Source organism: Neobacillus sp. BP17, assembly GCF_059579525.1.
Window position 1 is genome coordinate 183,759 of the sequence record NZ_CM184198.1, and the last position, 22,819, is coordinate 206,577.

Genomic DNA, 22,819 nt, shown 5'->3' on the forward strand with positions numbered 1-22,819 from the left:
TTCACTTTTTCCTCGTGTACTTTTTATCAGAAACGAGTTGATTGCATGTATATAACTTCTAGGGAAAAAGCAATCATTGAATTAATCGTTAAAACATCAGGTAAACATACCGTTTCGTCGATAGCAGCATACTTAAATGTGAGCGGGCGAACAATCCACCGGGATTTAAAAGCGGTAGAGAAAATTATTGATTCATTTGATCTCCGATTAATACGTAATATGGAGAAGGGACTTGCGATTGAAGGGAAGAACGAACAAATTTTTCGCCTATTCCAATTTTTAATGGGGAATCATTCAATCGATCAAACCCCGCAAGAAAAAAAACTACAGTTATTAATAACTTTGGTTCAAGAGGAATCCTATAAGATTCAAGTCTTATCAAGTAACATTGGTGTTAGTATTGCAACTTTGACAACTTATTTAGATGAATTGAAGGATTGGCTTGGTCGTTTTAATGTGCAATTAACAAGAAAACGAGGTGTGGGGGTCGATATGATCGGCTCGGAGTCATCTAAGCGAAAAGCCCTAGCAAGTTATATTCTGCTTCATTTTCATGAAGAACTGATAGAGAGATTATTTTTGTTGGAAAATGGTAAGTATGATCATAGAAATATTTTACATTACTTTCTTCCGGACTACCTTCTTGCGATAGAGCGGTTAGTAAATACTACTTTTAGTAATTCGCAGCTGCGTCTTGCCGATAGTGATTATATTGGGCTTATCGTACATATATGTATTACCATGCAAAGGACGGAAGACTTCTTTTTATTAAAGGAGGATGTAGAATTTTCCGATGATTTAACAAATGAGTATCGGCTAATAGTGGAAATATGTAAGGAACTTGAAGCGATCTTCTCGGTCAAGTTCTCTAAAGAGGATTTCATCTATTTAGCCGTAATCCTAAAGGGGTCCAAACTTCAAGCAGCGGATGAGGCTCCCTATGACAGTATCGGTCTTAGCAAATTGGTTAGAGCTCTTATACAGGATGTCTCCTCCCAACTGCATGTTGATTTAACGAATGACTTTTCATTGTATCAAGGACTGCTGGCTCATATGGAACCTTCTCTTTATCGAATCAAACAACAAATGGGTTTATTTAACCCTTTAAAAGAGGAAATAATGCGGAAGTATCCGTTATTGTTTCTCGCGGTAAAAAATAGTGTAGAAAAGCAATTAAGAAAGATTGATTCCTTTCCTGATGATGAAATCGCCTTTATTGTCATGCATTTCGGATCAGCGCTTGTGTTAAGGGAGGAAAAATTACCAATCCATGCATTGGTGGTATGTCCGACTGGTATCGGAACTTCTAAAATGCTCGCAAGCAGAGTGAAAAAGGAGATTCCCAGGATTGAACAGATAGAAATCAAATCCATCAAAGAAATCCAGCAAAAAGATCAATTAGAAGACTATGATTTGATTATTTCAACTGTGAACCTACCGTTTATTGACATAGATTATATTTTAGTTTCTCCCCTTTTAACTGAGGAAAATATAGAGACGATTCGGGAATTCTTGCGCCAAAATATTGATGTACTAACGGAGAAAAAACGATATCTAGGATTTTCACCAAAGGAATCCTTTTCAGCTGACCGAGGAAAAAAGGCAGACATTACCGAAGTCTTGCAACAGTTAAAAGATGTCCAAAAAAGCATTGAGGCTGTCCTAACTAATTTTCGTGTCAATCAGATGCCTGAAGTAAATGACCATGAAAAGATTATTGAAAGAATGGTACATGAGGCTGAGAAGGAAAAACTGTTAACAAACGGAGAAGATGTACTGACCTCATTAAAAGAGCGAGAAAGTAAAGGCGGACTCGGAATACCAGAAACAGGGATGGCCCTGTTCCACTGCAGGAATAAACATGTTCAGGAGCTTATTTTTCAGATTGCGCATTTGGAGCATCCATTGCTTGTAAAAGGAATGGATGGTAAGGACATGTTTATTAAAAATTTGCTTCTAATGCTTGCCCCTGAGGAATTAGCGGTTAGAGAGCAGGAAATAGTAAGTTTGATAAGTACAAGTTTAATTGAAAATAATGAAGCAATCCAGATATTTTCATCAGCGAATGAAGAGATGATCCGGGAGAGATTAGAAGCGGTCTTTTTGGACTATCTTCATACAAATATTATTAAGGAATGATAAAAATGAAATTAGCAGTCCATTTTGGAGCAGGAAATATTGGAAGAGGATTTATTGGCGCACTTTTTTCACAGTCCGGCTATCATGTTACCTTTGTTGATATCGCCGACCAAATCATTAATCAGTTAAACAAAGAAAAGCAATATCAAGTAAAATTGGCAACCGATCAACAAGAAAGTATGATGGTTGAAAATGTTTCCGGATTGAATAATTTGACACAGGAAGAAGAGGTAGTGGACGCAATCAGCAAGGCTACTTATCTTACGACAGCGATTGGGCCGAATATTTTGCCGCATATTGCCCCTTTAATGGCGAAAGGAATAGCCAAACGAGTAAAATCGAACAATGAAAAGTTATATGTGATTGCTTGTGAAAATCAAATTTCAGCGACCGACTTGTTAAAAGGCTATATATTTGATCATTTAGATGAAGAAACAAAGGAAAATTTAGCTGGAAAAGTCTATTTCTTTAATTCAGCCGTTGACCGGATTGTACCGATTCAGAACAATCAGGGCTCACTCGATGTGCTGGTTGAGACCTATTATGAATGGGTTGTGGAAACAAGTGAGAGTATTCCACCTGTTGAAGGGATGAAAATTGTCGATGATCTTGCTCCATTTATTGAAAGAAAGCTTTTTACCGTGAATACGGGCCATGCCACCATTGCCTATCTTGGCTATCTAGGAAATAAAGAAACAATTGATCAAGCATTAGCAGATGAAGACATTCTGAATCAAGTTCGAGCTACTCTTGGAGAGACAGGCGATTATTTAATTAAACAATATGGTTTAAATCCTAATGAACATCAGCAATATATTGATAAGATCATTCATCGCTTTAAAAATGCGCATTTAAATGATGCCGTGACAAGGGTAGCGCGTGGGCCTCTCCGTAAACTGGGACCAAATGATCGTTTAGTTAAACCGGCTGTGGAAGCCGCGAAAGCAGGCATTTCTTTCAAAAATCTTGCAACGGTGATTGCTTCTGCTTTACATTTCGACTATCAGGAAGATCAAGAAGCGGTGAAACTGCAAGCGATGATTCAGGACAAAGGACTACCGACTGTTCTGAATGAAGTATGCGGGTTGGATGAAAATAGTGAAATCTCTATTGAGATAATTAACCAGTACAATTTGCTCAAGAATTAAGACAAGGGTCAGTCCTCCACTGCATTAAAGCAGCGGAGGATGACTAAAACCCTTGTAGGTTTTGGGAAATCTCATCAAATCTTGTAGAAAAGTAGATTATTTCCTGCGGAATTAATTCATTCCTATCGACAATCTTTGCGGTCACTTTGTAGGAATAATTCTAATATATCAGTTCTTAAGGCTATACTAATCAAACGTTTGATTAGTATAGCCTTTTTGTTATTTCGTCGAAAGGATGTCGCATCTTGACTTTTCGCTAAGATACGACTTATTTTTTTTTATTTTTCTACAAATTATTTTTGGACTATGAGGGATAGAGGCATATGTATCAAGGGATATAGCTGTTTTAATCAAACGTTTGGTTGACATAGAAATTTGCTGAAAAATGGGTGAGGATAGTTCAATGGCCGAAGGATATTAGAAAAAACCATGCTAGTTTTGCTAGCATGGTTCATCCATCTATAAGAGGCTTTTTTATTTATTTAAGTATCTCCATAACGTTGTTCGACTGATGCCAAGCTGCTCAGCTGTTAAGGTTTGGTTGCCGTTATGCTGGTCAAGTACTTGCTTGATGATATCCAGACTAAATTCATGTAATGTTTTACTGCTGTTAAATGGAACATTCATCCCATCTTCTGAGTAAGAAATCGTTTCAACCATTTTTTGTGTACCCAAAATACTATTAACATTATTACTAGTTATATAGAGCGACTTAGATAGGTAAACTAATTCGGTTAGAACATGTTTTAATTGTATGAAATTACCTGGCCAATTGTATTGCGAAAGAGTAGCCAGAGCACTAGGTTCGTACCCGATAATATCCGTATTGTTTTCAATATTTACCTTATTTAAAAACATCGTCAATATAGCTGATATTTCATTTTTTCTTTCTCGTAAGGTAGGTAGAAGAAAACTTATCGAATTCATTCGATTCATTAATTCTTTATAGGACTCTGATGTAATACCCTCAGATGTTTTTTCGCAAATAAAGATCAGACGATTATTTATGTGTAAGTTAGTAGATTCAATAATAGTCATTAACTTTTCAAAGTTTTCATTTGAAATTTTATCAAAGTGATTAAACTGGATGGTATTGCCGACTTCAAGGAAAGGGCCGTTACTAGTGTTTAAAAGATGTTTCCACATTGTATCATTTAGTAAGTTAGAATTAATCGTTACCATTGTATGATTGTTATTATTTTGACTGGTGAATAGGCTTTGCGAGACTATATATTTTCCTGTGCCTCTTTCTCCTAGTAATATAATAGGCGAATTATTTGAATCCATTTGTTTAATTTTATCCTTAATCTCATCGGTGATAATAGGATTTTTATATAAGTTATTATTTAATTGTTGTTCCACTTCTGACTTATCTTCATAGGTGACACCGAATTTAGAATTCATGACAGGTGTGACAGATTTTTGGACAGTGACAATATAAAAAATATCATTTGCCTTATTTGAACTATTTACTTTTAAGTTATATAGAGTGTTGTTTACTGAATGATAAAAGGTTTGTGATTCATTAAATGGAGCAGTCTCTTTTTTATAAAGCAAATAATTATAGATGGAGTCATTAATTTCTGTATTTAAACTGGAGTAAATCAATTCAAACTGACTGGATAAAATTAAACAGTCCGTTTTAAAATGTTCAATAGCTTCTGTGAGTAAGTTATTTTTTAATTTTAATTTTTGAAGATGCGTATTTAACTCTATTGCTTGTTCGAATGTACGTCTAATACTTTCACTTCCTGATGTAATAAGGATGGTATTTAAAGAAATTTCTAGTGCTAGTTTATTCGTTATGGCATCACAAAGAACTAATTTAATCCCCTTTTTCCCCAGTGATTTTAGCAGACCTAATTTATCACTTGAATCATCTATCGTGTATATTTCCACAGAGTAGTCTAATATGTCACAAATTAAATGTGCCGTTTCCGTAATACTTGAATAGCCTACAATCGCGAATTTAGAAGTGTAGTTATTTGCTAGTTTGATCGCACCTAGAATGTCATATACAGATATTGAAACATCTATAACCGGTATAGATATATTCTTCCTAATTAACTCAGCTGTTCCTCCTCTTGATATGACAATATCGTAATCGTTATGAATCACCTCCAGGGCTAGATTTTTTCCTTCTTGTAAATCACCAGTATACGTATTTAGCAAAATGTTAGAGAAAGTAGATCCTACATTTTCCATTGATTTTCTTAACTCTTCGTAAGGTGCGATACCAAGGATTTTTGTTATATTTTGCATGTATATTCCCCTTGTGCGTTTCATTTTTAAACAGTTTATCACGAATCTTTGAAAACTGGTAACGTTTTCACTATAAAAGTTTCAAAATGTAACAATATTAATCGTTATCATATTTTTTTAGACAGCTTATAAATCTATAATTCAATTATAAAGTAGGTGGTGAACATATGATTAGGGTACTTATAATGGCTGACGATTTTACGGGGGCACTTGATACTGGAGTTCAGTTCTCTAATTATGGTGTGAAAACTGTAGTGACCTCTGACTTAGAGTTTGAATTTGGTGAATCTACAGATCAGTTAGAAGTACTTGTCTTCAATACTGAAACAAGATATTTGAATAAATCTGAAGCATATGAAGTGATTAAGAAGATCGCCTTAAAAGCCAAAGAGGAAAATATTCCATATATATTTAAAAAAGTGGATTCCGCCTTAAGAGGAAATGTGGCTTCTGAGTTAAGAGCGTTGAGTGATGTTTTCGAGGATGTATGTATTCCTTTTCTTCCGGCGTATCCAGAACAAAATCGCTTTAGTTGTGAAGGAATATTACTTATTGATTCCATTCCAGTAAATGAAAGCGTTTTTGGACAAGATCCGTACGAACCGGTAACGGAAAGCCACATCCCATCTCTTCTACTGAAAGAAGCAGACTTAAAAACGTATATTACAAAAAAATATGACATTCCTCCCAAAAAAGAAAGAATTATGTTAATAGAAAGTCACTCGGATGTGGAGATGTTATCTCAAGGGTATGAGCTATTACTGAATGATGCATTAAAGATCACGGTGGGGTGTGCCGGGTTTGCTAAAGCATTAGCCAAGATCATCTATAAAAATAGGGACACCACACAAAACAGTATGGAACTACCATTATTCATTGTTAGTGGAAGTGTGAATCCAGTAACTAAAAAGCAAATTGCATTTGCGGAAGTAAATGGATTCGAACGAATATCGTTAACGCTAGAGCAGCTTTGGGATAAACAATATTGGGATACAGTAAACGGGCAAAAAAATATCCTTCAATATTTAAACATGGAACAACCTCTCATGTTTGAAACATTTGGGAAGGTATCGACAGATGAAATCAATCAACTGCCCGATCAAGGAAATGAACTAAGATTTCGGATTGGACAGTCACTCGGATACTTAGTAAAGAAGCTTATGTCAAATGGTATGAAAAGAACAATCTTATTTACAGGCGGAGATACATTATATCAATCGATGAAGGTATTCGGGATTACTGAAATTAAACCTCTGAAAGAATTATTCCCTGGAATTGTTTATGGAAGTATTGATTTTAAGGATGAAAAACATTATGTCATTACTAAATCTGGCGGGTTTGGTGATGAAGATCTATTTGTTAAATTACATGCATTGATTAGTGAAAAAGGAGATGTGTATTATGTTAAATAATTATAATTTAAAAATGCCAACAAATGTGTTTGCAGGTTCAGATGCTATGCAAAACCTCCATACCCTTATCAAAGACGGCGTGACAAAAATCGCGATCTTTACAGATAAAGGCATCCTTAAAGTTGGATTGCTAGACGAAGTCATCAGTATTATCGAAAAGAATCATATCGAGTACGAAATCTTATCGGATATACCAACAGAGCCATCTTACACAGAGGCCCAAGAGGTTGTTGAGCATTTTAAAGCATTGAACGCTGATTTTATCATTGCAGTTGGCGGCGGAAGTGTGATGGATATCGCTAAATTAGCATCCGTTTTATCTACTGATGATTATACGGTAAAAGATTTACTAGAGGATCCGTTAGCAGCTAAAAAACAAGTGACATCATTAATGATTCCTACCACAGCTGGTACAGGGTCTGAAGCAACCCCTAATAGCATTGTAGGTGTACCTGAAAAGAATTTAAAAGTTGGTATTGTCAATGGTGAATTAATTGCTGATCACGTTATTTTAGATAGCAACATGATAAAAAATTTACCTAAACCGATTGCTGCTGCCACAGGCATTGATGCTCTAGCACATGCGATCGAATGCTTTACTTCAAAAAAGGCGAACCCAATCAGTGATACCTTTGCATTAGAGGCATTAGATTTAATTATGAATAACATTATTGAAGCTTGCACAAACCCAGATGCACTTGAAGCGAAGCGTAACATGTTATTAGGTTCGTTCTATGCTGGGGTAGCGATTACATCTTCAGGGACTACTGCGGTTCATGCCTTGTCCTATCCTTTAGGTGGAAAATATCATATTGCTCATGGTGTTTCTAACGCCATTCTGCTAACACCAGTTATGAAGTTTAATGAGCCGGTTATTATTGACCTCTTAGCGAAAGCGTATGATCGAGTGGTAAAGGAAAAAAATGAAGAATTGACGGTAAATGAAAAGTCAAAATTTATCATTGATTCCATCGAAAACATCGTGAAAACACTTGAAATTCCAACTAGCTTAAAAGCTTTCAATGTGCCGGAGGAAGATCTTGAAGGATTGGTTGAGGCTGGAATGGAAGTTCAACGATTGCTTGTGAATAATAGGAGAGAAGTAACACCAGAAGATGCTCGTAAAATTTATCTAGAAATTATGTAGGAGTGATTCATGTGAAAAACAAATTACAAGGAATTATTTCACCCATTGTTACACCCATGTATGACAATGAAGAAGTTAACTATGAAGAGCTCGTAAATCAGGTGAATAGAGTTATTGAGAGTGGGGTTCATGGTATTTTTACATTTGGTACAAATGGTGAAGGGTATATTTTAAGTGAAGAAGAAAAAGTGAAAGTCATGGAAACAGTAGTTAAAACTGTTGCAGGAAGGGTCCCTGTCTATGCATCCACAGGATTAGTTGGAACACAAGATACCATTCGCTTATCGCTAGAGGCTAAGCGTGTTGGTGTAGACTACTTATCCATCATTACACCCTATTTTGCAACAGCCACTCAAGAAGAGATCTATCATCATTTTAAAACAGTTGCTGAAGCCGTTGATATGCCCATTGTTTTATACAATATTCCAGCTAGAACGGGTAATTCTATCCAACCTGCGACTGTTGAAAAACTAAGTCAGATTGACAATATTGTGGGTGTCAAAGATAGCAGCGGCAACTTTGATAATATCCTTCAATATATTGAAAGAACAAGAAATAGAGAAGACTTTTCGGTGCTATCAGGTAATGATTCATTAATATTATGGACGTTACTTGCCGGTGGAACTGGCGGTATTGCAGGATGTTCGAATGTTTATCCGTTTACTATGGCACAAATATACGAACAATTTGTCAATGGGAATATCGAAGAAGCGCGTAAATACCAGGATTCTATCAGAAGTTTCAGAGATTGTTTTAAATTTGCAAATCCCAATACTGTGGTTAAAACGGCTGTTGAACTGCTAGGCTATCCGGTTGGGAAGTGCCGTGCACCATTCAACCAAGTGTCTGATGAAGGAATTACAGCATTAAAATCAGTATTAAATGAAAATATCGAATTGGGAATGAAGTAGTTAGGAGGGCATTATGAAAAAAATTATCGGAGTAACAATGGGTGATCCTGCAGGTATCGGACCTGAAATTTCAATCAAAGCTTTTCAAAAGAAAGGCTTATATGAAAAATGTAACCCCTTACTAGTTGGAGATAAAAGTATTGTCGAGAGCTATTTAGAGAAATTCCCGGAGATTCAGTTGAAAGTAAATGCTATAACTACACCGGAAGATGGATTGTATGAATGGGGAACAATCGATGTCATTGACTTAGCTTCTGTCGATGCAAATGAATTACAGATTGGTGAGGTGTCTAAAGAGGCAGGAAATGCAGCCTATCTCTATGTGGAAAAAGTCATTGAATTAGCCCTTGAAGGGAAAGTAGATGCGACCGTTACGAATCCATTAAATAAAGAAGCGTTAAACTTAGCGGGACATCACTTTGCCGGTCATACTGAAATTTATGGACAGCTTACAAATACGAATAAATTTTCTATGATGTTAGCTGATGGTGATTTAAGAGTGGTTCACGTTTCAACGCATGTTTCTTTGAGACAAGCCTGCGATTTAGTTAAAAAAGAGAGAGTGTTAGATGTAATAAACATTGCTCATCATGCTTGTGTAAACTTGGGGATCGAAAATCCAAGGATTGCTGTGGCGGGTTTAAATCCACATTGTGGAGAAAATGGATTGTTTGGTACGGAAGAAATTGACGAAATCATCCCTGCGATTGAAGCAGCTAAAAGTGAAGGGGTTAATGTATTCGGACCTTTACCAGCAGATACCGTATTCTCAAAAGCTCGTGGTGGAATGTATGATATCGTTGTAACCATGTACCATGACCAAGGACATATCCCATTAAAACTTTTAGGGTTTGTATTTGATAAAGAAGAAAACAAATGGAAAGAGGTTTCTGGAGTAAATATTACATTAGGATTGCCAATTATCCGAACCTCAGTGGATCATGGAACAGCATTCGACCAAGCAGGTAAGATGACGGCGAGTGAACTTAGTCTTGAAAATGCTATTGATTACGCGGTCCAGCTAGCAAATAATGCAAATAAAGAAGCGGCAATTAGATAGAAATTTAATAGAAAGATAGGGTGATTCGTATGGGTAACAATACATTAGTCATTAACAGGTCGATTCCAAACGGTAAATTAGTTCATGATGATTATACAAATATTGATTTTTCATTAATTCCATCTGGTCCTTTTTCAACCGCACATGCACCAACGATTATTAAGTTAGACGACGGAGATTTATTATGTGCATGGTTTGCAGGTTCATTTGAAGGCAGTCCCGATATTTCTATTGTCTTATCGAAATTTAACCATGAAACCCTAGAGTGGAATGAACCGAAAATTGTCTCGCAGGATGATACGCGCAGTGAGCAAAACCCATCATTCTTCCAAGCTCCTGATAAATCCATTTGGTTAATCTATACTTCTCAGGAGGGTAGACAACCAGGTAAAGATAATATGCAGTTTACGTCTATTATTAAATATCAGAAAACATACGACAATGGTGAAACTTGGACAGAACCGGAAGTATTATTTAGCCAGCCTGGTACATTTGTTCGACAAGCGATTCAAGTATTAAGTAATGGCAGATGGATCTTTAGCACATGGATCTGTGAAGATTCAGAATTAGGTCTGACAAACGATCCTACCGTATTTCAAGTATCAGATGATGAAGGACTGACATGGAAAGAAGTTCGCATGCCTGATAGTAACGGACGAGTGCATGCCAATGTGGTCGAATTAGAGGATGGTCATTTAGTAGCATTTATGAGAAGTAGATTTGCGGATTATATCTATAGAAGCGAGTCAACAGATAATGGAGACTCATGGACAGCGCCTGAACCAACAACCTTACCAAATAATAATGCTAGTATAAGTGCAATCAAATTGGATAACGGTGCCATTGCCATTGCCTATAATGCAAACGCTGCAAATAATCCTGAAAAAGGGAAAGTAGCATGGCCTGGATTGAGAAATCCGGTAGTGGTTTCAGTGTCAGAAGATGGCGGACATACTTGGCCAATCGGCCGGATTATTGAACACGCAGAAGGTTTCATTGGGGCAGAGAATAAAACGAATAATTCACAATTTGAATATCCTACTATTTATCAAGATGAGGAAAGACGATTGCATTTAGTGTACGCATATAAGAATAGAATATGTGTAAAATATAATAGTTTTTCAGTTGAAGATATCTATGGTGAAAAACGTGAAAATGAAGGGGTTTACAATCCTACATCTGGAGAAATCAGCTAGATCGTAAGTTACCACCGGAACGCTTGGGGATAAAACCAATTTAACAAAATATCAGTTTACTTGGTTATTAAGAGAGGAGAAATAAGATATGACATTGCACATGATTCTTGCCCTTGGTATCTTGATCCTGATGATTGGATTGATTATGTCAGACAAGATGGCCTTCGGTGCACCACCAATCCTAGCCTGCCTTCTGCTAGTAGCCACCGGTTTGTCTACTGTCCAAGAGGCCTTCGCAGGCTTCGTGAACCCAAGTGTTATCATGATTGCCGGCTTTATGGTTGTGATGGCGGCATTAATGAAGACTAGCCTGATTGGTAAGGTTCAGGCCTCTATGCTTGCTTTGGTAAATAAGGGCGGTTATAAGAGCTATGCTCTATTGCTTGTGGTCGTTATGCTTGGTGCCAGCTTACCAGGTGCCGGTGCCACTGGTTACTATGTACTCATTTTATCCTTAATATCTACGATCCCTTACAATAAAAAAATGCCTACGTCTAAACTGATGATGCCTTTGGGGTTTGCGACAAACCACCCTTTGATTCCTTTCAATGTAGCACTTTTCTATGGTGTTACTGTCAGCGTACTGGAAACGGCAGGTTATCATGGCGGGCTTTCTATGACGAAATTCGCTGTAGTGAATTTCATCCTGGCTCTTGGTTTCTTGGTATGGAGTTTGATTGCTTATCGTCTTCTGCCAGATCATCCAATTTCCGAAGATTCCGTCATGGATGAGGCAGCTGCTACGGCTGAGTTTGCGGCTTTGCCTGCATGGAAAGAATACACTACCATCGTTCTATTTGTCCTTAGTGTTATTGGTATGATGCTAATGAACCAATTAGGTAATGCTTCATTTGTAATCCCTGGTCTTGCAGGAGCAATCTTACTATTTATGAATGTACTTGACTTCAAGGAAGCTCGCGACAATATGGGTGCACCTGTAATCCTAATGATGGCTGGTGTGATCGGCGTTGCGGACGCTCTGGCTAACTCTGGATTTACAGCTATGATCGGAAAAGTTGTGGCAGATTCATTAGGTACTAATATCAGTCCATTCATTCTTATCTTAATTTTCGCACTTCTTACCAGTACCTGTGCTACATTTACTGGTTCAAATATGGGTTCTGTCTTCATCTTTGCGCCAATCGCTATTGCAACCAGCCTTAGTTTGGGACTTAATCCTGTTGCTGCCGCAGTTACCGTTGTCGTATCTGGATGGAACGGCGGATACATGCCAATCGATGGTATGCCCGCGATGATTTTAGGCATGGGTAAATATAAACTTCCGCAGTTCTGGTTGTTCTCCGTACCTATGTACCTAATCCGTATTATTGTACTGTGTGCAGGTGCAATGCTTATATTCCCTGTAAACTGATGAAGTGATAGAAGGAACAGCATTAATAATTTTAAATCCGAGACTCAATCCAGAGAACTTAACGGGATTGAGCCTTTTTTTTATGATATTACAGACAAAATTAAGATAAAAAAATGCTGCCCAATAAGTCATAATTACTTACAGGTAATTATTTAAATTTTTTCAAAGGATAATATTAATCAAAATAGGATATTTTAATATAGTCAATCATAATTTCTTTGGAAGGATGCTTAATATGGAGAAAAAACTCTTAAATTTACTTACATCTTTATGCTTTATTTCCTTGCCATTTCTATTTAAAGGATCAAAAATGAGAGAAACTCTCGTCATTTTTTTCTCAAAAGGAGTATTAGCTACTCTTATTGATGCGTATGTAGTTGGAACAAAAAGAGTTGCATATCCAGTTCGTCCATTTCCGAAGATTTTTAAAACGAACATTATTTATGACATACTATTTTTCCCGATTTTAAGTGTGATCTGGGTCAAGATTTCTTACAAAGATAAATTTTGGAAAATACTATTGAAAAGTTTGATTTTTAGTGTTCCTATGAGTATTGGTCAATGGTATATGGAAAGGAATACAAAGCTATTTAAATGGAGAAAATGGACAGTCTTCCATACTTTTGGCAGTGTAAATTTTACATTGTTTACAATTAGAGGTTTTGTTGGATTACTGAAAATATTGGATAAATTAAAGGGAAATCAAAAGGTAATTGAATAATAGGGGTAATCACGGTGGTCGAATGAAAAGTTGCGGACCGGATGTTTTTTATTATTCAGGTTAAATTTTAGTTGACAAATCAATTGATTTGTGGTATAATATTAATTTATTGACAATAGGTATGTCTCTATCATAAAATAAACTCCTAGCAGAGCTCTGTTAGGAGTTTTTCTGCGTTAATAAGGGATTATGAAGGGGGAACCTGTTTGCAAACTAGGAAGGAAAGCTTGACCGCAATAGTTAGTTGCTTTGCCAGGGGTTATCATGCATCTACCAGCATAGATCCGATTTTTAATGACTTTATTGCTCATTCACTCTTAAATGAAGAAGAAAAACAGTTGATCGCCACCAACTGGGCTAACGCAATTGCCTTCTTTGATCAAGAAAAAAGCGAAACATTGGAAACCTTTGATGAAAAGCTAATGTGGGTGATGAACAACCAGACCATTCCCCAATTAGTCAGCCGGTCAAGATATGCAGAAGATGGACTTAGGTCTGCAATCGAACGTGGGTTTAAACAGTATGTCATTCTCGGAGCGGGTTTCGATACCTTTGCTTTAAGGCAAGAAAAGCTTCCAGAGGATTTTATTATTTATGAGGTTGATCATCCTGCAACCCAAGATTTTAAGATAAAACGTCTCCAGGAAATCGGTATGGATATTCCCAGAAATGTTAGATTCATCCCTGTAGATTTTAAAAGTGATTCTCTTCGTGCAGAACTGAAGAAAAGCGGCTTTGATGAACAACAATATACTTATTTTAGCCTGCTGGGCGTGGTCATGTACCTAGCTAAAAAGGAGTTCTGCCAATTACTATCTTCTGTGGCGGAAATGTCCGCAAACGGGAGTTCATTTATCTTTGACTACCTCGATGATACTGCTTTTAATGAAAGACTAGCCTCTAAGAAACTAACCCGAATGAGACAAATTACCGCCCAAACGGGTGAACCGATGATTACCGGCTACGATCCGTTTGAACTGGACTTGGAGCTCCAGGACTGCCAGATGTTACTCTATGAAAATCTCTCTCCAGCTAATATTGAGGAGATGTATTTTAAGGGAAGAGAAGATGGATTACATGCCTTTGAGCATTTTCATTTTGCTCATCTCGTTGTGAGTAAATAGTTATGATTTGCCAAGCACCGCTCTGAGCTCCCTAGCGGTGTTTTTTGCTGTTATTTCCATTTTTTTGCGGCCATTTGATACAATCAAGGAGGAGTATAGGGAAGGAGTATTATCATGTTTAAAATTTTTATAATTGAAGATGACAAACAATTGGTGAACTTGCTGAAAGAGCATTTACATAAATTCGGGTATGATACAAAGTCCGTTGAAAAGTTTGATGCGGTCCGTGGGGAATTTGAGAAATTTGAACCACACCTCGTTTTATTGGATGTGAATTTGCAAAAATATGATGGTTACTATTGGTGCCGGCAAATTCGCAGTGTTTCAACTTGTCCAATTCTCTTTATTTCTGCTCGAGAAGGAAAGATGGACCAAGTGATGGCACTAGAAAATGGAGCGGATGATTATATCACGAAACCTTTTGATTATGAAATTGTTACGGCGAAAATAAATAGTCACCTGCGAAGAGCTTATGGAACTTATGCTAGTGCGAATAATGAGCGGACGACCTCAGTGGAAGGATTAATCTTGGATGTGGAACGGCTGCGGCTAACTTTAAATAAACAGGAAATTGACCTGAGCCATACGGAAGCAAAAATTTTAAATGAACTAATGAAAAAAGTAGAACGTGTCGTCAGCCGTGACAGGCTTTTAGAAAAAATTTGGGACGATCAAGCTTTTGTGGATGATAATACTTTGAATGTGTACGTAACACGTGTTCGGAAAAAATTAGCTGCATTGTCTATTGATGATGCCCTTCAAACGATCCGCGGTCAAGGGTATCGGCTCGTTCCGAATTGGAGGCATGTGTGATGAGGCTTTTTTTTCGGGAACAGCTGGCATTGATTCTCTTTTATTTTCTTCAATTAGTCGTGATAACGGGCATTTATTGGCTTGACGGCTATCGTCATTTATCGATAAGTCTTTATGCGGCATTCCTAAGTACATGCCTTCTAATTGGTTATCTCTTTTTTCGATACATCACGAATCGCTCGTTCTACCAGCGGATGGAAAAACAGCTGACCTCCATGGAGGATTTTACAAGCAATGTACAGCAAAGCCCACTGGCGGAGGGCTTACAACAGCTTTTGAAAAGCCAATTCCGTCACTATAAAACAGACATTCATAATTATAAATACAAACTGGAGGGGCATATTCAGTTTATCAATCAATGGGTGCATCAAATGAAGACCCCTTTGTCTGTTATTCATTTAATTGTCCAGGATGAGGATGATTCCCGTTCCAGCGCAATTAGGGATGAGTTGGATCGTCTTAAAAAGGGGTTGGATATGGTTTTATACACAGCACGTTTAGATACTTTTGAACGCGACTTTTATGTGGAGACCCTAAATTTGCAAACCGTTGCCAGATCTGTGACATCCAGCCAGAAACGCTTATTTATTCGGAAGCGAGTGTTCCCAGTGATAGAAATCGATGGGGGTCTTCAAGTGGCATCAGATGAAAAATGGTTGTCCTTTGCCATTACCCAGTTGATGACCAATGCCCTGCGCTATACCGTTGAGGAGAATCGTAAAATATACTTTCATGGCTATAAGCGTGGAATAAATACTGTTTTAGAAATCCGTGATGAAGGAGTCGGGATTCCCCAAAGCGACTTACCCCGTGTCTTTGATCCCTACTTTACAGGTGAAAATGGCCGCAACTTTCAAGAATCGACCGGAATGGGCCTCCATCTCACCAAGCAAATCTGTGAAAAACTCGGTCATTACATCGAAATCGAATCCATCGTCAATCAAGGAACCACCGTGCGCATTATTTTCTAATGGCGTTTTTTTTTGATGCCATTAATGGTATCAATTTATGGATTCAATTTATGGTGTCATTTATGGTGTCAGGCACCGTCTGTGGACACTTTCCTGTTTTGTCCTTTTGGGGCGGACGCTCGGATGGATGGTTATCTATCTTACTGCACAATTTTTTCAACCTTACAATTGTGTAAGATAGTTGTAAGTTTACGACATGGAAGCGGGGGCTGATATCTAGGTAAAATGAGGGTACGAATAAAACAGGGAGTGAAATTGGATGTCGATTTTAGATGTGAGACATTTAGAAAAGATTTATGAGGGGAAAGTGGCGCATAAAGCCATTGAAAATATAAATTTTACGGTTGAAAAGGGTGAATTTGTTGGAATCATGGGGCCGTCTGGTAGTGGGAAAACCACACTCTTGAACCTTATTGCCACAATCGACCGGCCAACTGCCGGGGACATCTTTATAAATGGGAAAAACCCCCATGTGCTCAATCGAAAGGAAACTGCGCTATTTAGACGCCATGAGCTAGGGTTTGTTTTTCAGCATTTTAATTTACTAGATACGTTAACTGTAGAGGAAAATATCGTTCTACCGCTCACACTTGATGGTGAAAGTGTGAAGGAAATGGACCAAAAACTCAATCAGGTAGCAAAGAAATTAGGGATTGACCCAATCCTGAAAAAACGCACCTATGAAATTTCAGGCGGTCAAATGCAGCGGACGGCCATCGCCCGTGCCATCATTCATCAGCCAGCGCTTATTTTGGCGGATGAACCAACAGGGAACCTGGATTCAAAATCAGCAAAGGATGTCATGGAGACACTGACTGCAATCAACAAGGAAGATGGCGCTACCACATTAATGGTCACACACGATGCTGTCGCCGCAAGCTATTGTCACCGTGTCATTTTTATTAAGGATGGACAACTATATAACGAAATCTACCGCGGTGATAACCGCCAGGCATTCTTCCAAAAGATTATTGATATGCTTGCGTTGTTAGGAGGGGACAGCCGTGACCTTTCCACAGTTCGTTTATAGAAATGTGGTCCGTAATAAACGGACCTACGCAGCCTACTTCTTAAGCAGTGCTTTTTCGGTCATGATCTTTTTTATTTACGCCCTATATATCTTTCATCCAGATATTAAAAAGGGTGTAACTTCGGCGCTTGCTGTTGAATTAATGACGGCTGCTGAAGTAATTATGTACGTGTTTTCCTTCCTGTTTGTACTATACTCTGTCAGCACGTTTCTAAAATCACGGAAACGTGAATTTGGAATTTTAATGATGCATGGCATGACAAAGGGCCAGTTAAATCTTATGGTGTTTTTAGAGAATATGATAATTGGGGTTGGAGCGATTATTATAGGAATTGGGGCTGGAATGATTACGGGGAAACTCTTTCTTATGATTGGCTCCAAAATGATTGGAATTCCCCCCTTGTCATTTTATTTTTCTGAAAAAGCACTCTTGCTCACTGTCGGCGCCTTTTTAATCCTTTTCCTTTGTATATCGTTATTTACAACCATTCTTGTCAGAGTAAATAAATTAATTGATTTATTTCAGGCAGGGGAAAAGCCGAAAAAAGAACCCAAGGTATCGGTCTTCTTATCAATTTTCTCAGCAATTTTGCTCATAGTCAGTTATTATTTAGCCGCAACAGCAACCATGCTGACATTAATTTTCAGAGTTCTGCCTGTAATTGGAATGACAATTGTTGGCACCTACTTTTTCTATACTCAGCTATCGGTATGGGTTACAAAACTACTTCAAAAAAATCGTTTCTTGTATTGGAAAAAAACGAATTTAGTGACGTTCTCCAGTCTGGCCTATCGTTTGAAGGATAATGCACGGATGTTTTTCATGGTAACGATTGTTTCAACGGTGGCATTTTGTGCGGTAGGGACGCTTGCCTCGATGAATGTAATGATTAAACAACTCGACGTAGAATTTCCCGCTGAAATTAGTTATCTTGCAAAAGATGATCAACCAGTTCACCAGCAAAATTTACAGCAAATTGAAGCGGAATTAAAGGAAAAGAATATCAATTACACAACGAATCAGATCCTGATTAAATACGTAGCTGTTGCTTCTTCAACAGATAAATATGCACGAGAAAAAATCCCGGTCGTTTCTTTCTCGGATTATAAAAAAATTGCAGCAGCAGCTGGTTACGAATTTGATGAAAAGCGGCTTGTCGGAAATGAAACGCTAGAAATGCGTACATCGATTTTTAGTAACTTGGAAGAAGTAACCCATACCTTAAAACAGGATCAGATAAGACTTACTCATGACCAGCCCACTAAACACATCGTTTTTCCCAACCAGTTGCTTCATGGTCAGGGGATCGTGGTCGGTGATGGGTTGTTTGACAGGCTTACACCCGTGAATACCGAAACCTTTACGGGCTTTTACACAAAGGAACTAAAAAAAACAACAGGGATGGCAGAAAATCTAGTCAGGAACGGTACCTCTATGTCGTTAGAACATGTTCCTTACTCGATCACGGTCAGCGGAACTTTATACGAACTACAAATGGGTATGTATAAGATGATGTTATTCGTTGCTTTATTAATTGGTGCAGTATTCTTTATCGCGGCAGGAAGCTTTCTATATTTCAGGCTTTATGCAGATTTGGATTACGACAGGCGCCAATATCTGACCATTACAAAGGTAGGATTAACCGATCGTGAACTAAATAAAATTGTTACTCAGCAGCTGGCCTTGCTTTTTTTCGTGCCAATTGTAGTAGCCTTTGTTCATAGTGGGTTCGCCTTTATGGCATTACAAAGCTTTTATAAATTATCGATCGCAAAAGACATGATTATCGTTCTAGCTGGTTTCTTACTGGCACAATTCATTTATTTCTTTTTGATTCGCTACCGATATTTACGGAACCTGAAAAAATCATTAATTTAGAACAAAACCCATCTGATTCTATAAATTAGATGGGTTTTGTTAAATATAATTCGATCTATTTATTCTATAATGAATAAGGGAAATTTTCTATATTTAATCGATCCGCAATTTCCTGATTTAGGAGTCTGTCTGCATGTTAATGGAGAGATTGAAGTAGAATGGAACTTATGGTATATTTGAAGAAAATGACCGAAAAACTAAAATGGTCAGTGGAGGTTGACATGGCAACCGATCGAAGAAAGCTGATTGTAGAAGCAGCAACGAAATCCTTCTCCTTGTTTGGCTATAAAGCAACAACAATGGATCAAGTCGCAAAGTTGGCCAATGTAGGGAAAGGGACGATTTACACCTTTTTTAAAAATAAAGAAGAATTATTCGAAGAGATTATTTCCACTTTGGTAAAGGAAATGATTGCGGAAGCAGAATCAGTTATCCAACCAGATTTACCCTTTACTGAAAACGTGCATCGGGCGCTTTATCGTTTATTAGAATTTCGCTCCCAGCACCAATTGATGATCAAGATGGTGCAAGAGGAAACGGAAATGGGGACTTTAGCGGTTTCAGAAATGCTGCAGCATGTGGAGGATGAAATTATTGCTTACTTAAAGCTGAAAATCGATGCGGCCATCATGAAAGGGGCCATCCCGGCAGCCAATACTGAAATCACTAGCTTTCTGTTGTTAAAAATGTATATTGCTTTAGTTTCAGACTGGGAGAAGCATCATCAGCCGTTAAGCTCTGAACAAATTGCGGAAATTATGAAGGTGTTTTTAGTAAAAGGTCTGTCCACATAAAAAAGACTTGTCTGTATCCATACAAGTCTTTAGCTATGGGGCGTCACTAGTGTGGCGCTCCGTATACTTATTTTATAAGATAAAGATTCTTTGAAGCAGCGGCCATTTTTGGTGCATTCTTACGGTTGCCAGTGAATTCTTCCATTAAACTTAAAAAAGTTCCGAAAAGGTAATTGACTACGGAACCAGCGAGGATTCCAAATCCAAGTGCGGTTAAAAAATACGCAGTGTTGTAACCGTTTACAAATTGACCGAACAAAATGAGAATGATTCCTAAACTGCTTCCGAAGATAGCTGTTTTCTTAAATGTAAAAATACTCTTTAAGTGTTTTTCCTGCATCATCATCAACTCCCTGTAAGAATATTCTATCAATTGTCACAGAATTGTCAAACTTTTTTTGAAAATTTTATTTTTTAAATTTTGTGTATTGACTTCTGTATTAGACACTCAGATTGGAAAAGGGGCCAAATAAATTTGACCCCGGGCATTATTTCTTTGCTAGGTTTTCTTGTGCCATCTTTACCAATTCGCGGACCATGCTGCCGCCCAGCCGGCCGCCTACTTTCCCTGCCTGCTCTGAGGTGAGTTGGCCGTTATAACCTTTTTTCAATGGAACCCCCACCTCTTGTGCTGCTTCAAATTTCGCATCCTCCGGGTTACCGGTATTTGCGACTTTCGCCTTCAACGCATCTAAGCCAGTTCGCGCCTCTGGAACAAGGATTTTATTTCTTCTTCTCGCCATTAAAATCCCTCCTTTACGTTAGGATTTCCCGAATGTAAAAAATAATCAATAATCACTGGAAAAACCCATATTAATCCAGTATAATAACTGATAATAAATTCGGAAAAAATCAATGAAAAAGAGAGTAGTTATCTATGATGGTCCAGCGATTCAGGGGTGGTGTGAGCCTGAAACAGAATAGATAATGAAGCGCACTTTTGAGATGCATGCTTGAAGGTAAAGTAGGGTATGCCGGAGGATCCTCCGTTACAAAGGAAAGCTGGTTCTTAATTGAACAATTAGAGTGGTACCGCGGGATTCTAAACTCTCGTCTCTTTTAGTAGAGACGGGAGTTTTTTGTTTTTTATAAAGAAAATAGGAGGTCAAATCAAATGAATTTTAAACAAGAGCTGGCATCTATCTTACTTGATTTGCTTGGCCAAGAGATGACACTGAAAGACTTGGAACTGATGATCGAAAAGCCCAAAAACCAGGAGCACGGGGATTTAGCTTTTCCTTGCTTTACGTTAGCGAAGCTAAGAAGAAAATCCCCCAATCTGATTGCCGAAGAATTATGTGAAAAAATTCAATCCCCCATTTTTGAAAAAGTGACTGTGGTTGGGGCATATCTTAATTTCTTTTTAAACAAAAAGACAGCTTCCGAAAAAGTTGTAGAAGATATCCTCACACAAAAGGGGAAGTATGGTGCGCTGACGTTTGGGAACGGCGGGGCTGTCACGATTGACATGTCCTCTCCTAATATTGCAAAACCCTTCTCAATGGGGCACTTGCGTTCAACTGTAATCGGCAATTCACTCGCACTAATTGTAGAGAAATGCGGTTATAAACCCCTTAAAATTAATCATCTGGGTGACTGGGGGACGCAGTTCGGGAAGTTAATCACGGCCTATCAATTATGGGGAGATGCCGACAAGGTTAAAGCAAATCCGATTAAGGAATTATTGTCCCTTTATATTAAATTTCATGAAGAAGCCGAGAGCAACCCTTCTCTTGAAGATCAAGGACGGAGTTGGTTTAAGAAACTGGAAGACGGAGACGCGCAAGCATTAGAGCTTTGGAAATGGTTCCGTGATGAGTCATTAAAAGAGTTTTCCAGAATATATGAGCTAATGAACGTTGAATTTGATTCATATGCAGGTGAGGCCTTTTATAACGACAAAATGGATCGCGTCGTTCAACTTCTAGAGGAAAAGCATTTACTCGTTGAGTCCGAGCAGGCACAAGTGGTCGAACTAAATGAAGAACAACTTCCGCCATGCCTTATTAAAAAGTCGGATGGGGCCACCTTGTATGCGACCCGTGATTTAGCTGCGGCTCTTTATCGACAGGAGGAGTATCAATTTGTTCAATCCTTATATGTCGTAGGCCATGAACAAAGTCTTCATTTTAAACAGTTAATCGCAGTGTTATCAAAGATGGGTTATGATTGGTCGAAACTAATGCACCATATTCCCTTTGGCATGATGCTAAAAGACGGAAAGAAAATGTCGACGAGAAAAGGGAAGGTTGTTTTATTAGAAGAAGTTTTAAATGAATCGATTGCAATGGCTCGACATAATATTGAAGAGAAAAATCCTAATCTTGCTAACAAAGATAAGGTAGCTAAACAAGTGGGAGTTGGCGCGGTTATTTTCCATGACTTAAAGAATAACCGAATGAACGATATTGAATTTTCGTTAGAAGAGATGCTTCGCTTTGAAGGTGAAACAGGTCCTTATGTCCAATATACTTATGCACGGGCATGTTCCATTTTACGAAAAGCCACTGTGAAGACTGAGTATAAGGCTGCAACCTACACCAACTCATGGGAGAAGGAATGGAAGGTAACCAGCCTCTTAATGGAATTCGCTCCTGCGGTTCAAAGAGCCTGTACCAACTTCGATCCGTCCCAAGTGGCAAAATACATTATTGATCTGGCACAAGCGTTCAATAAATATTATGCGGAAGTAAAAATCCTCGAGGACAGCGCAGAGCAGCAGGGCCGGTTAGCGCTAGTCTTTGCGGTAACGGAAGTTTTAAAAGAGGGGTTACGGTTGTTAGGATTGGAAGCCCCTGATGAAATGTAGGATAATCAATTTGAGCTTCAGCTAAGCAATT

Annotated in this window: 19 protein-coding genes and 1 other annotated feature; of the genes, 16 read left to right on the forward strand and 3 right to left on the reverse strand. The window is 38.1% G+C overall.

Annotated features, from left to right (window positions below; translation table 11 throughout):
* The first annotated feature begins 45 nt into the window (after positions 1-45).
* Together AC4QJR_RS01020 and AC4QJR_RS01025 are read left to right on the forward strand one after the other, a co-directional pair.
* The gene (locus AC4QJR_RS01020) at positions 46-2,139 is read left to right on the forward strand and encodes a BglG family transcription antiterminator (protein WP_496524993.1); all 2,094 of its coding nucleotides are present in this window, start codon (positions 46-48) and stop codon (positions 2,137-2,139) included.
* Between the two features lie 5 nt (positions 2,140-2,144).
* Positions 2,145-3,287, forward strand: a complete 1,143-nt coding sequence (locus AC4QJR_RS01025) for a mannitol-1-phosphate 5-dehydrogenase (RefSeq protein WP_496524994.1) — start codon at positions 2,145-2,147, stop codon at positions 3,285-3,287.
* A 474-nt stretch (positions 3,288-3,761) separates the two neighbouring features.
* Here the strand turns inward: AC4QJR_RS01025 and AC4QJR_RS01030 are convergent, their stop codons facing one another.
* Positions 3,762-5,549 (reverse strand): PrpR N-terminal domain-containing protein, encoded by a 1,788-nt coding sequence (locus AC4QJR_RS01030; RefSeq protein WP_496524995.1) that lies wholly within the window; start codon positions 5,547-5,549, stop codon positions 3,762-3,764.
* Positions 5,550-5,716: 167 nt separating this feature from the next.
* On the opposite strand from AC4QJR_RS01030, the gene AC4QJR_RS01035 reads away from it, so the two are divergent.
* The 13 genes from AC4QJR_RS01035 to AC4QJR_RS01095 all read left to right on the forward strand — a co-directional run bounded on the left by AC4QJR_RS01035 (position 5,717) and on the right by AC4QJR_RS01095 (position 19,979).
* Entirely contained in the window at positions 5,717-6,961 is a 1,245-nt protein-coding gene (locus AC4QJR_RS01035) for a four-carbon acid sugar kinase family protein (RefSeq protein ID WP_496524996.1), read from the forward strand.
* A complete protein-coding gene (locus AC4QJR_RS01040; protein WP_496524997.1) occupies positions 6,951-8,108 on the forward strand; it encodes an iron-containing alcohol dehydrogenase in 1,158 nt (385 codons plus the stop codon). The genes AC4QJR_RS01035 and AC4QJR_RS01040 overlap by 11 nt, the downstream gene beginning before the upstream one ends.
* 11 nt (positions 8,109-8,119) lie before the next feature.
* Positions 8,120-9,019: a 4-hydroxy-tetrahydrodipicolinate synthase gene (gene dapA / locus AC4QJR_RS01045; protein ID WP_496524998.1), complete on the forward strand. Its 900-nt coding sequence runs from the start codon at positions 8,120-8,122 to the stop codon at positions 9,017-9,019.
* 13 nt (positions 9,020-9,032) lie between these two features.
* A complete protein-coding gene (pdxA, locus tag AC4QJR_RS01050; RefSeq protein ID WP_496524999.1) occupies positions 9,033-10,079 on the forward strand; it encodes a 4-hydroxythreonine-4-phosphate dehydrogenase PdxA in 1,047 nt (348 codons plus the stop codon).
* A gap of 29 nt (positions 10,080-10,108) precedes the next feature.
* Positions 10,109-11,275, forward strand: coding sequence for a sialidase family protein (locus AC4QJR_RS01055; RefSeq protein ID WP_496525000.1), 1,167 nt, complete (start codon positions 10,109-10,111; stop codon positions 11,273-11,275).
* Between the two features lie 88 nt (positions 11,276-11,363).
* Positions 11,364-12,647 (forward strand): SLC13 family permease, encoded by a 1,284-nt coding sequence (locus AC4QJR_RS01060; protein WP_496525001.1) that lies wholly within the window; start codon positions 11,364-11,366, stop codon positions 12,645-12,647.
* Positions 12,648-12,882: 235 nt separating this feature from the next.
* Positions 12,883-13,368, forward strand: coding sequence for a CBO0543 family protein (locus AC4QJR_RS01065; RefSeq protein ID WP_251462712.1), 486 nt, complete (start codon positions 12,883-12,885; stop codon positions 13,366-13,368).
* A 206-nt stretch (positions 13,369-13,574) separates the two neighbouring features.
* A complete protein-coding gene (locus AC4QJR_RS01070) occupies positions 13,575-14,492 on the forward strand; it encodes a class I SAM-dependent methyltransferase (RefSeq protein WP_496525002.1) in 918 nt (305 codons plus the stop codon).
* A gap of 114 nt (positions 14,493-14,606) precedes the next feature.
* Positions 14,607-15,305 (forward strand): response regulator transcription factor, encoded by a 699-nt coding sequence (locus AC4QJR_RS01075; protein ID WP_496525003.1) that lies wholly within the window; start codon positions 14,607-14,609, stop codon positions 15,303-15,305.
* Entirely contained in the window at positions 15,305-16,276 is a 972-nt protein-coding gene (locus tag AC4QJR_RS01080; protein ID WP_496525004.1) for an ATP-binding protein, read from the forward strand. Before AC4QJR_RS01075 ends, AC4QJR_RS01080 begins: the two co-directional genes overlap by 1 nt.
* A gap of 259 nt (positions 16,277-16,535) precedes the next feature.
* Positions 16,536-17,306, forward strand: a complete 771-nt coding sequence (locus AC4QJR_RS01085; RefSeq protein ID WP_098576674.1) for an ABC transporter ATP-binding protein — start codon at positions 16,536-16,538, stop codon at positions 17,304-17,306.
* Positions 17,281-19,185: an ABC transporter permease gene (locus AC4QJR_RS01090; RefSeq protein ID WP_375377337.1), complete on the forward strand. Its 1,905-nt coding sequence runs from the start codon at positions 17,281-17,283 to the stop codon at positions 19,183-19,185. Before AC4QJR_RS01085 ends, AC4QJR_RS01090 begins: the two co-directional genes overlap by 26 nt.
* A gap of 221 nt (positions 19,186-19,406) precedes the next feature.
* On the forward strand, positions 19,407-19,979 hold the full coding sequence (locus tag AC4QJR_RS01095) for a TetR/AcrR family transcriptional regulator (protein WP_496526589.1): 573 nt from the start codon (positions 19,407-19,409) through the stop codon (positions 19,977-19,979).
* A 67-nt stretch (positions 19,980-20,046) separates the two neighbouring features.
* Here AC4QJR_RS01095 and AC4QJR_RS01100 read toward each other — a convergent pair whose 3' ends face one another.
* Positions 20,047-20,319 carry a hypothetical protein gene (locus AC4QJR_RS01100; RefSeq protein ID WP_496525005.1) on the reverse strand — a complete coding sequence of 91 codons (273 nt, stop codon included), beginning with the start codon at positions 20,317-20,319 and terminating at the stop codon, positions 20,047-20,049.
* 148 nt (positions 20,320-20,467) lie between these two features.
* A complete protein-coding gene (locus AC4QJR_RS01105; RefSeq protein WP_098576651.1) occupies positions 20,468-20,722 on the reverse strand; it encodes an alpha/beta-type small acid-soluble spore protein in 255 nt (84 codons plus the stop codon).
* Between the two features lie 103 nt (positions 20,723-20,825).
* Positions 20,826-21,040: a binding site (T-box leader), on the forward strand.
* Between the two features lie 53 nt (positions 21,041-21,093).
* Between AC4QJR_RS01105 and argS the strand changes: the two genes are divergently transcribed.
* Positions 21,094-22,788 (forward strand): arginine--tRNA ligase, encoded by a 1,695-nt coding sequence (gene argS, locus AC4QJR_RS01110; protein WP_496525006.1) that lies wholly within the window; start codon positions 21,094-21,096, stop codon positions 22,786-22,788.
* The last annotated feature ends 31 nt before the right edge of the window (positions 22,789-22,819 follow it).

Excerpts from the sequence above, each read along its gene's own strand:
- AC4QJR_RS01030 (WP_496524995.1), bottom strand. The coding sequence starts at position 5,549 with ATGCAAAATATAACAAAAATCCTTGGTATCGCACCTTACGAAGAGTTA.
- AC4QJR_RS01080 (WP_496525004.1), top strand. The coding sequence starts at position 15,305 with ATGAGGCTTTTTTTTCGGGAACAGCTGGCATTGATTCTCTTTTATTTT.
- pdxA (WP_496524999.1), top strand. The coding sequence starts at position 9,033 with ATGAAAAAAATTATCGGAGTAACAATGGGTGATCCTGCAGGTATCGGA.
- AC4QJR_RS01025 (WP_496524994.1), top strand. The coding sequence starts at position 2,145 with ATGAAATTAGCAGTCCATTTTGGAGCAGGAAATATTGGAAGAGGATTT.
- argS (WP_496525006.1), top strand. The coding sequence starts at position 21,094 with ATGAATTTTAAACAAGAGCTGGCATCTATCTTACTTGATTTGCTTGGC.
- AC4QJR_RS01055 (WP_496525000.1), top strand. The coding sequence starts at position 10,109 with ATGGGTAACAATACATTAGTCATTAACAGGTCGATTCCAAACGGTAAA.
- AC4QJR_RS01100 (WP_496525005.1), bottom strand. The coding sequence starts at position 20,319 with ATGCAGGAAAAACACTTAAAGAGTATTTTTACATTTAAGAAAACAGCT.
- AC4QJR_RS01095 (WP_496526589.1), top strand. The coding sequence starts at position 19,407 with ATGGCAACCGATCGAAGAAAGCTGATTGTAGAAGCAGCAACGAAATCC.
- AC4QJR_RS01035 (WP_496524996.1), top strand. The coding sequence starts at position 5,717 with ATGATTAGGGTACTTATAATGGCTGACGATTTTACGGGGGCACTTGAT.
- AC4QJR_RS01020 (WP_496524993.1), top strand. The coding sequence starts at position 46 with ATGTATATAACTTCTAGGGAAAAAGCAATCATTGAATTAATCGTTAAA.
- AC4QJR_RS01075 (WP_496525003.1), top strand. The coding sequence starts at position 14,607 with ATGTTTAAAATTTTTATAATTGAAGATGACAAACAATTGGTGAACTTG.
- AC4QJR_RS01060 (WP_496525001.1), top strand. The coding sequence starts at position 11,364 with ATGACATTGCACATGATTCTTGCCCTTGGTATCTTGATCCTGATGATT.
- AC4QJR_RS01085 (WP_098576674.1), top strand. The coding sequence starts at position 16,536 with ATGTCGATTTTAGATGTGAGACATTTAGAAAAGATTTATGAGGGGAAA.
- AC4QJR_RS01040 (WP_496524997.1), top strand. The coding sequence starts at position 6,951 with ATGTTAAATAATTATAATTTAAAAATGCCAACAAATGTGTTTGCAGGT.
- AC4QJR_RS01105 (WP_098576651.1), bottom strand. The coding sequence starts at position 20,722 with ATGGCGAGAAGAAGAAATAAAATCCTTGTTCCAGAGGCGCGAACTGGC.
- AC4QJR_RS01065 (WP_251462712.1), top strand. The coding sequence starts at position 12,883 with ATGGAGAAAAAACTCTTAAATTTACTTACATCTTTATGCTTTATTTCC.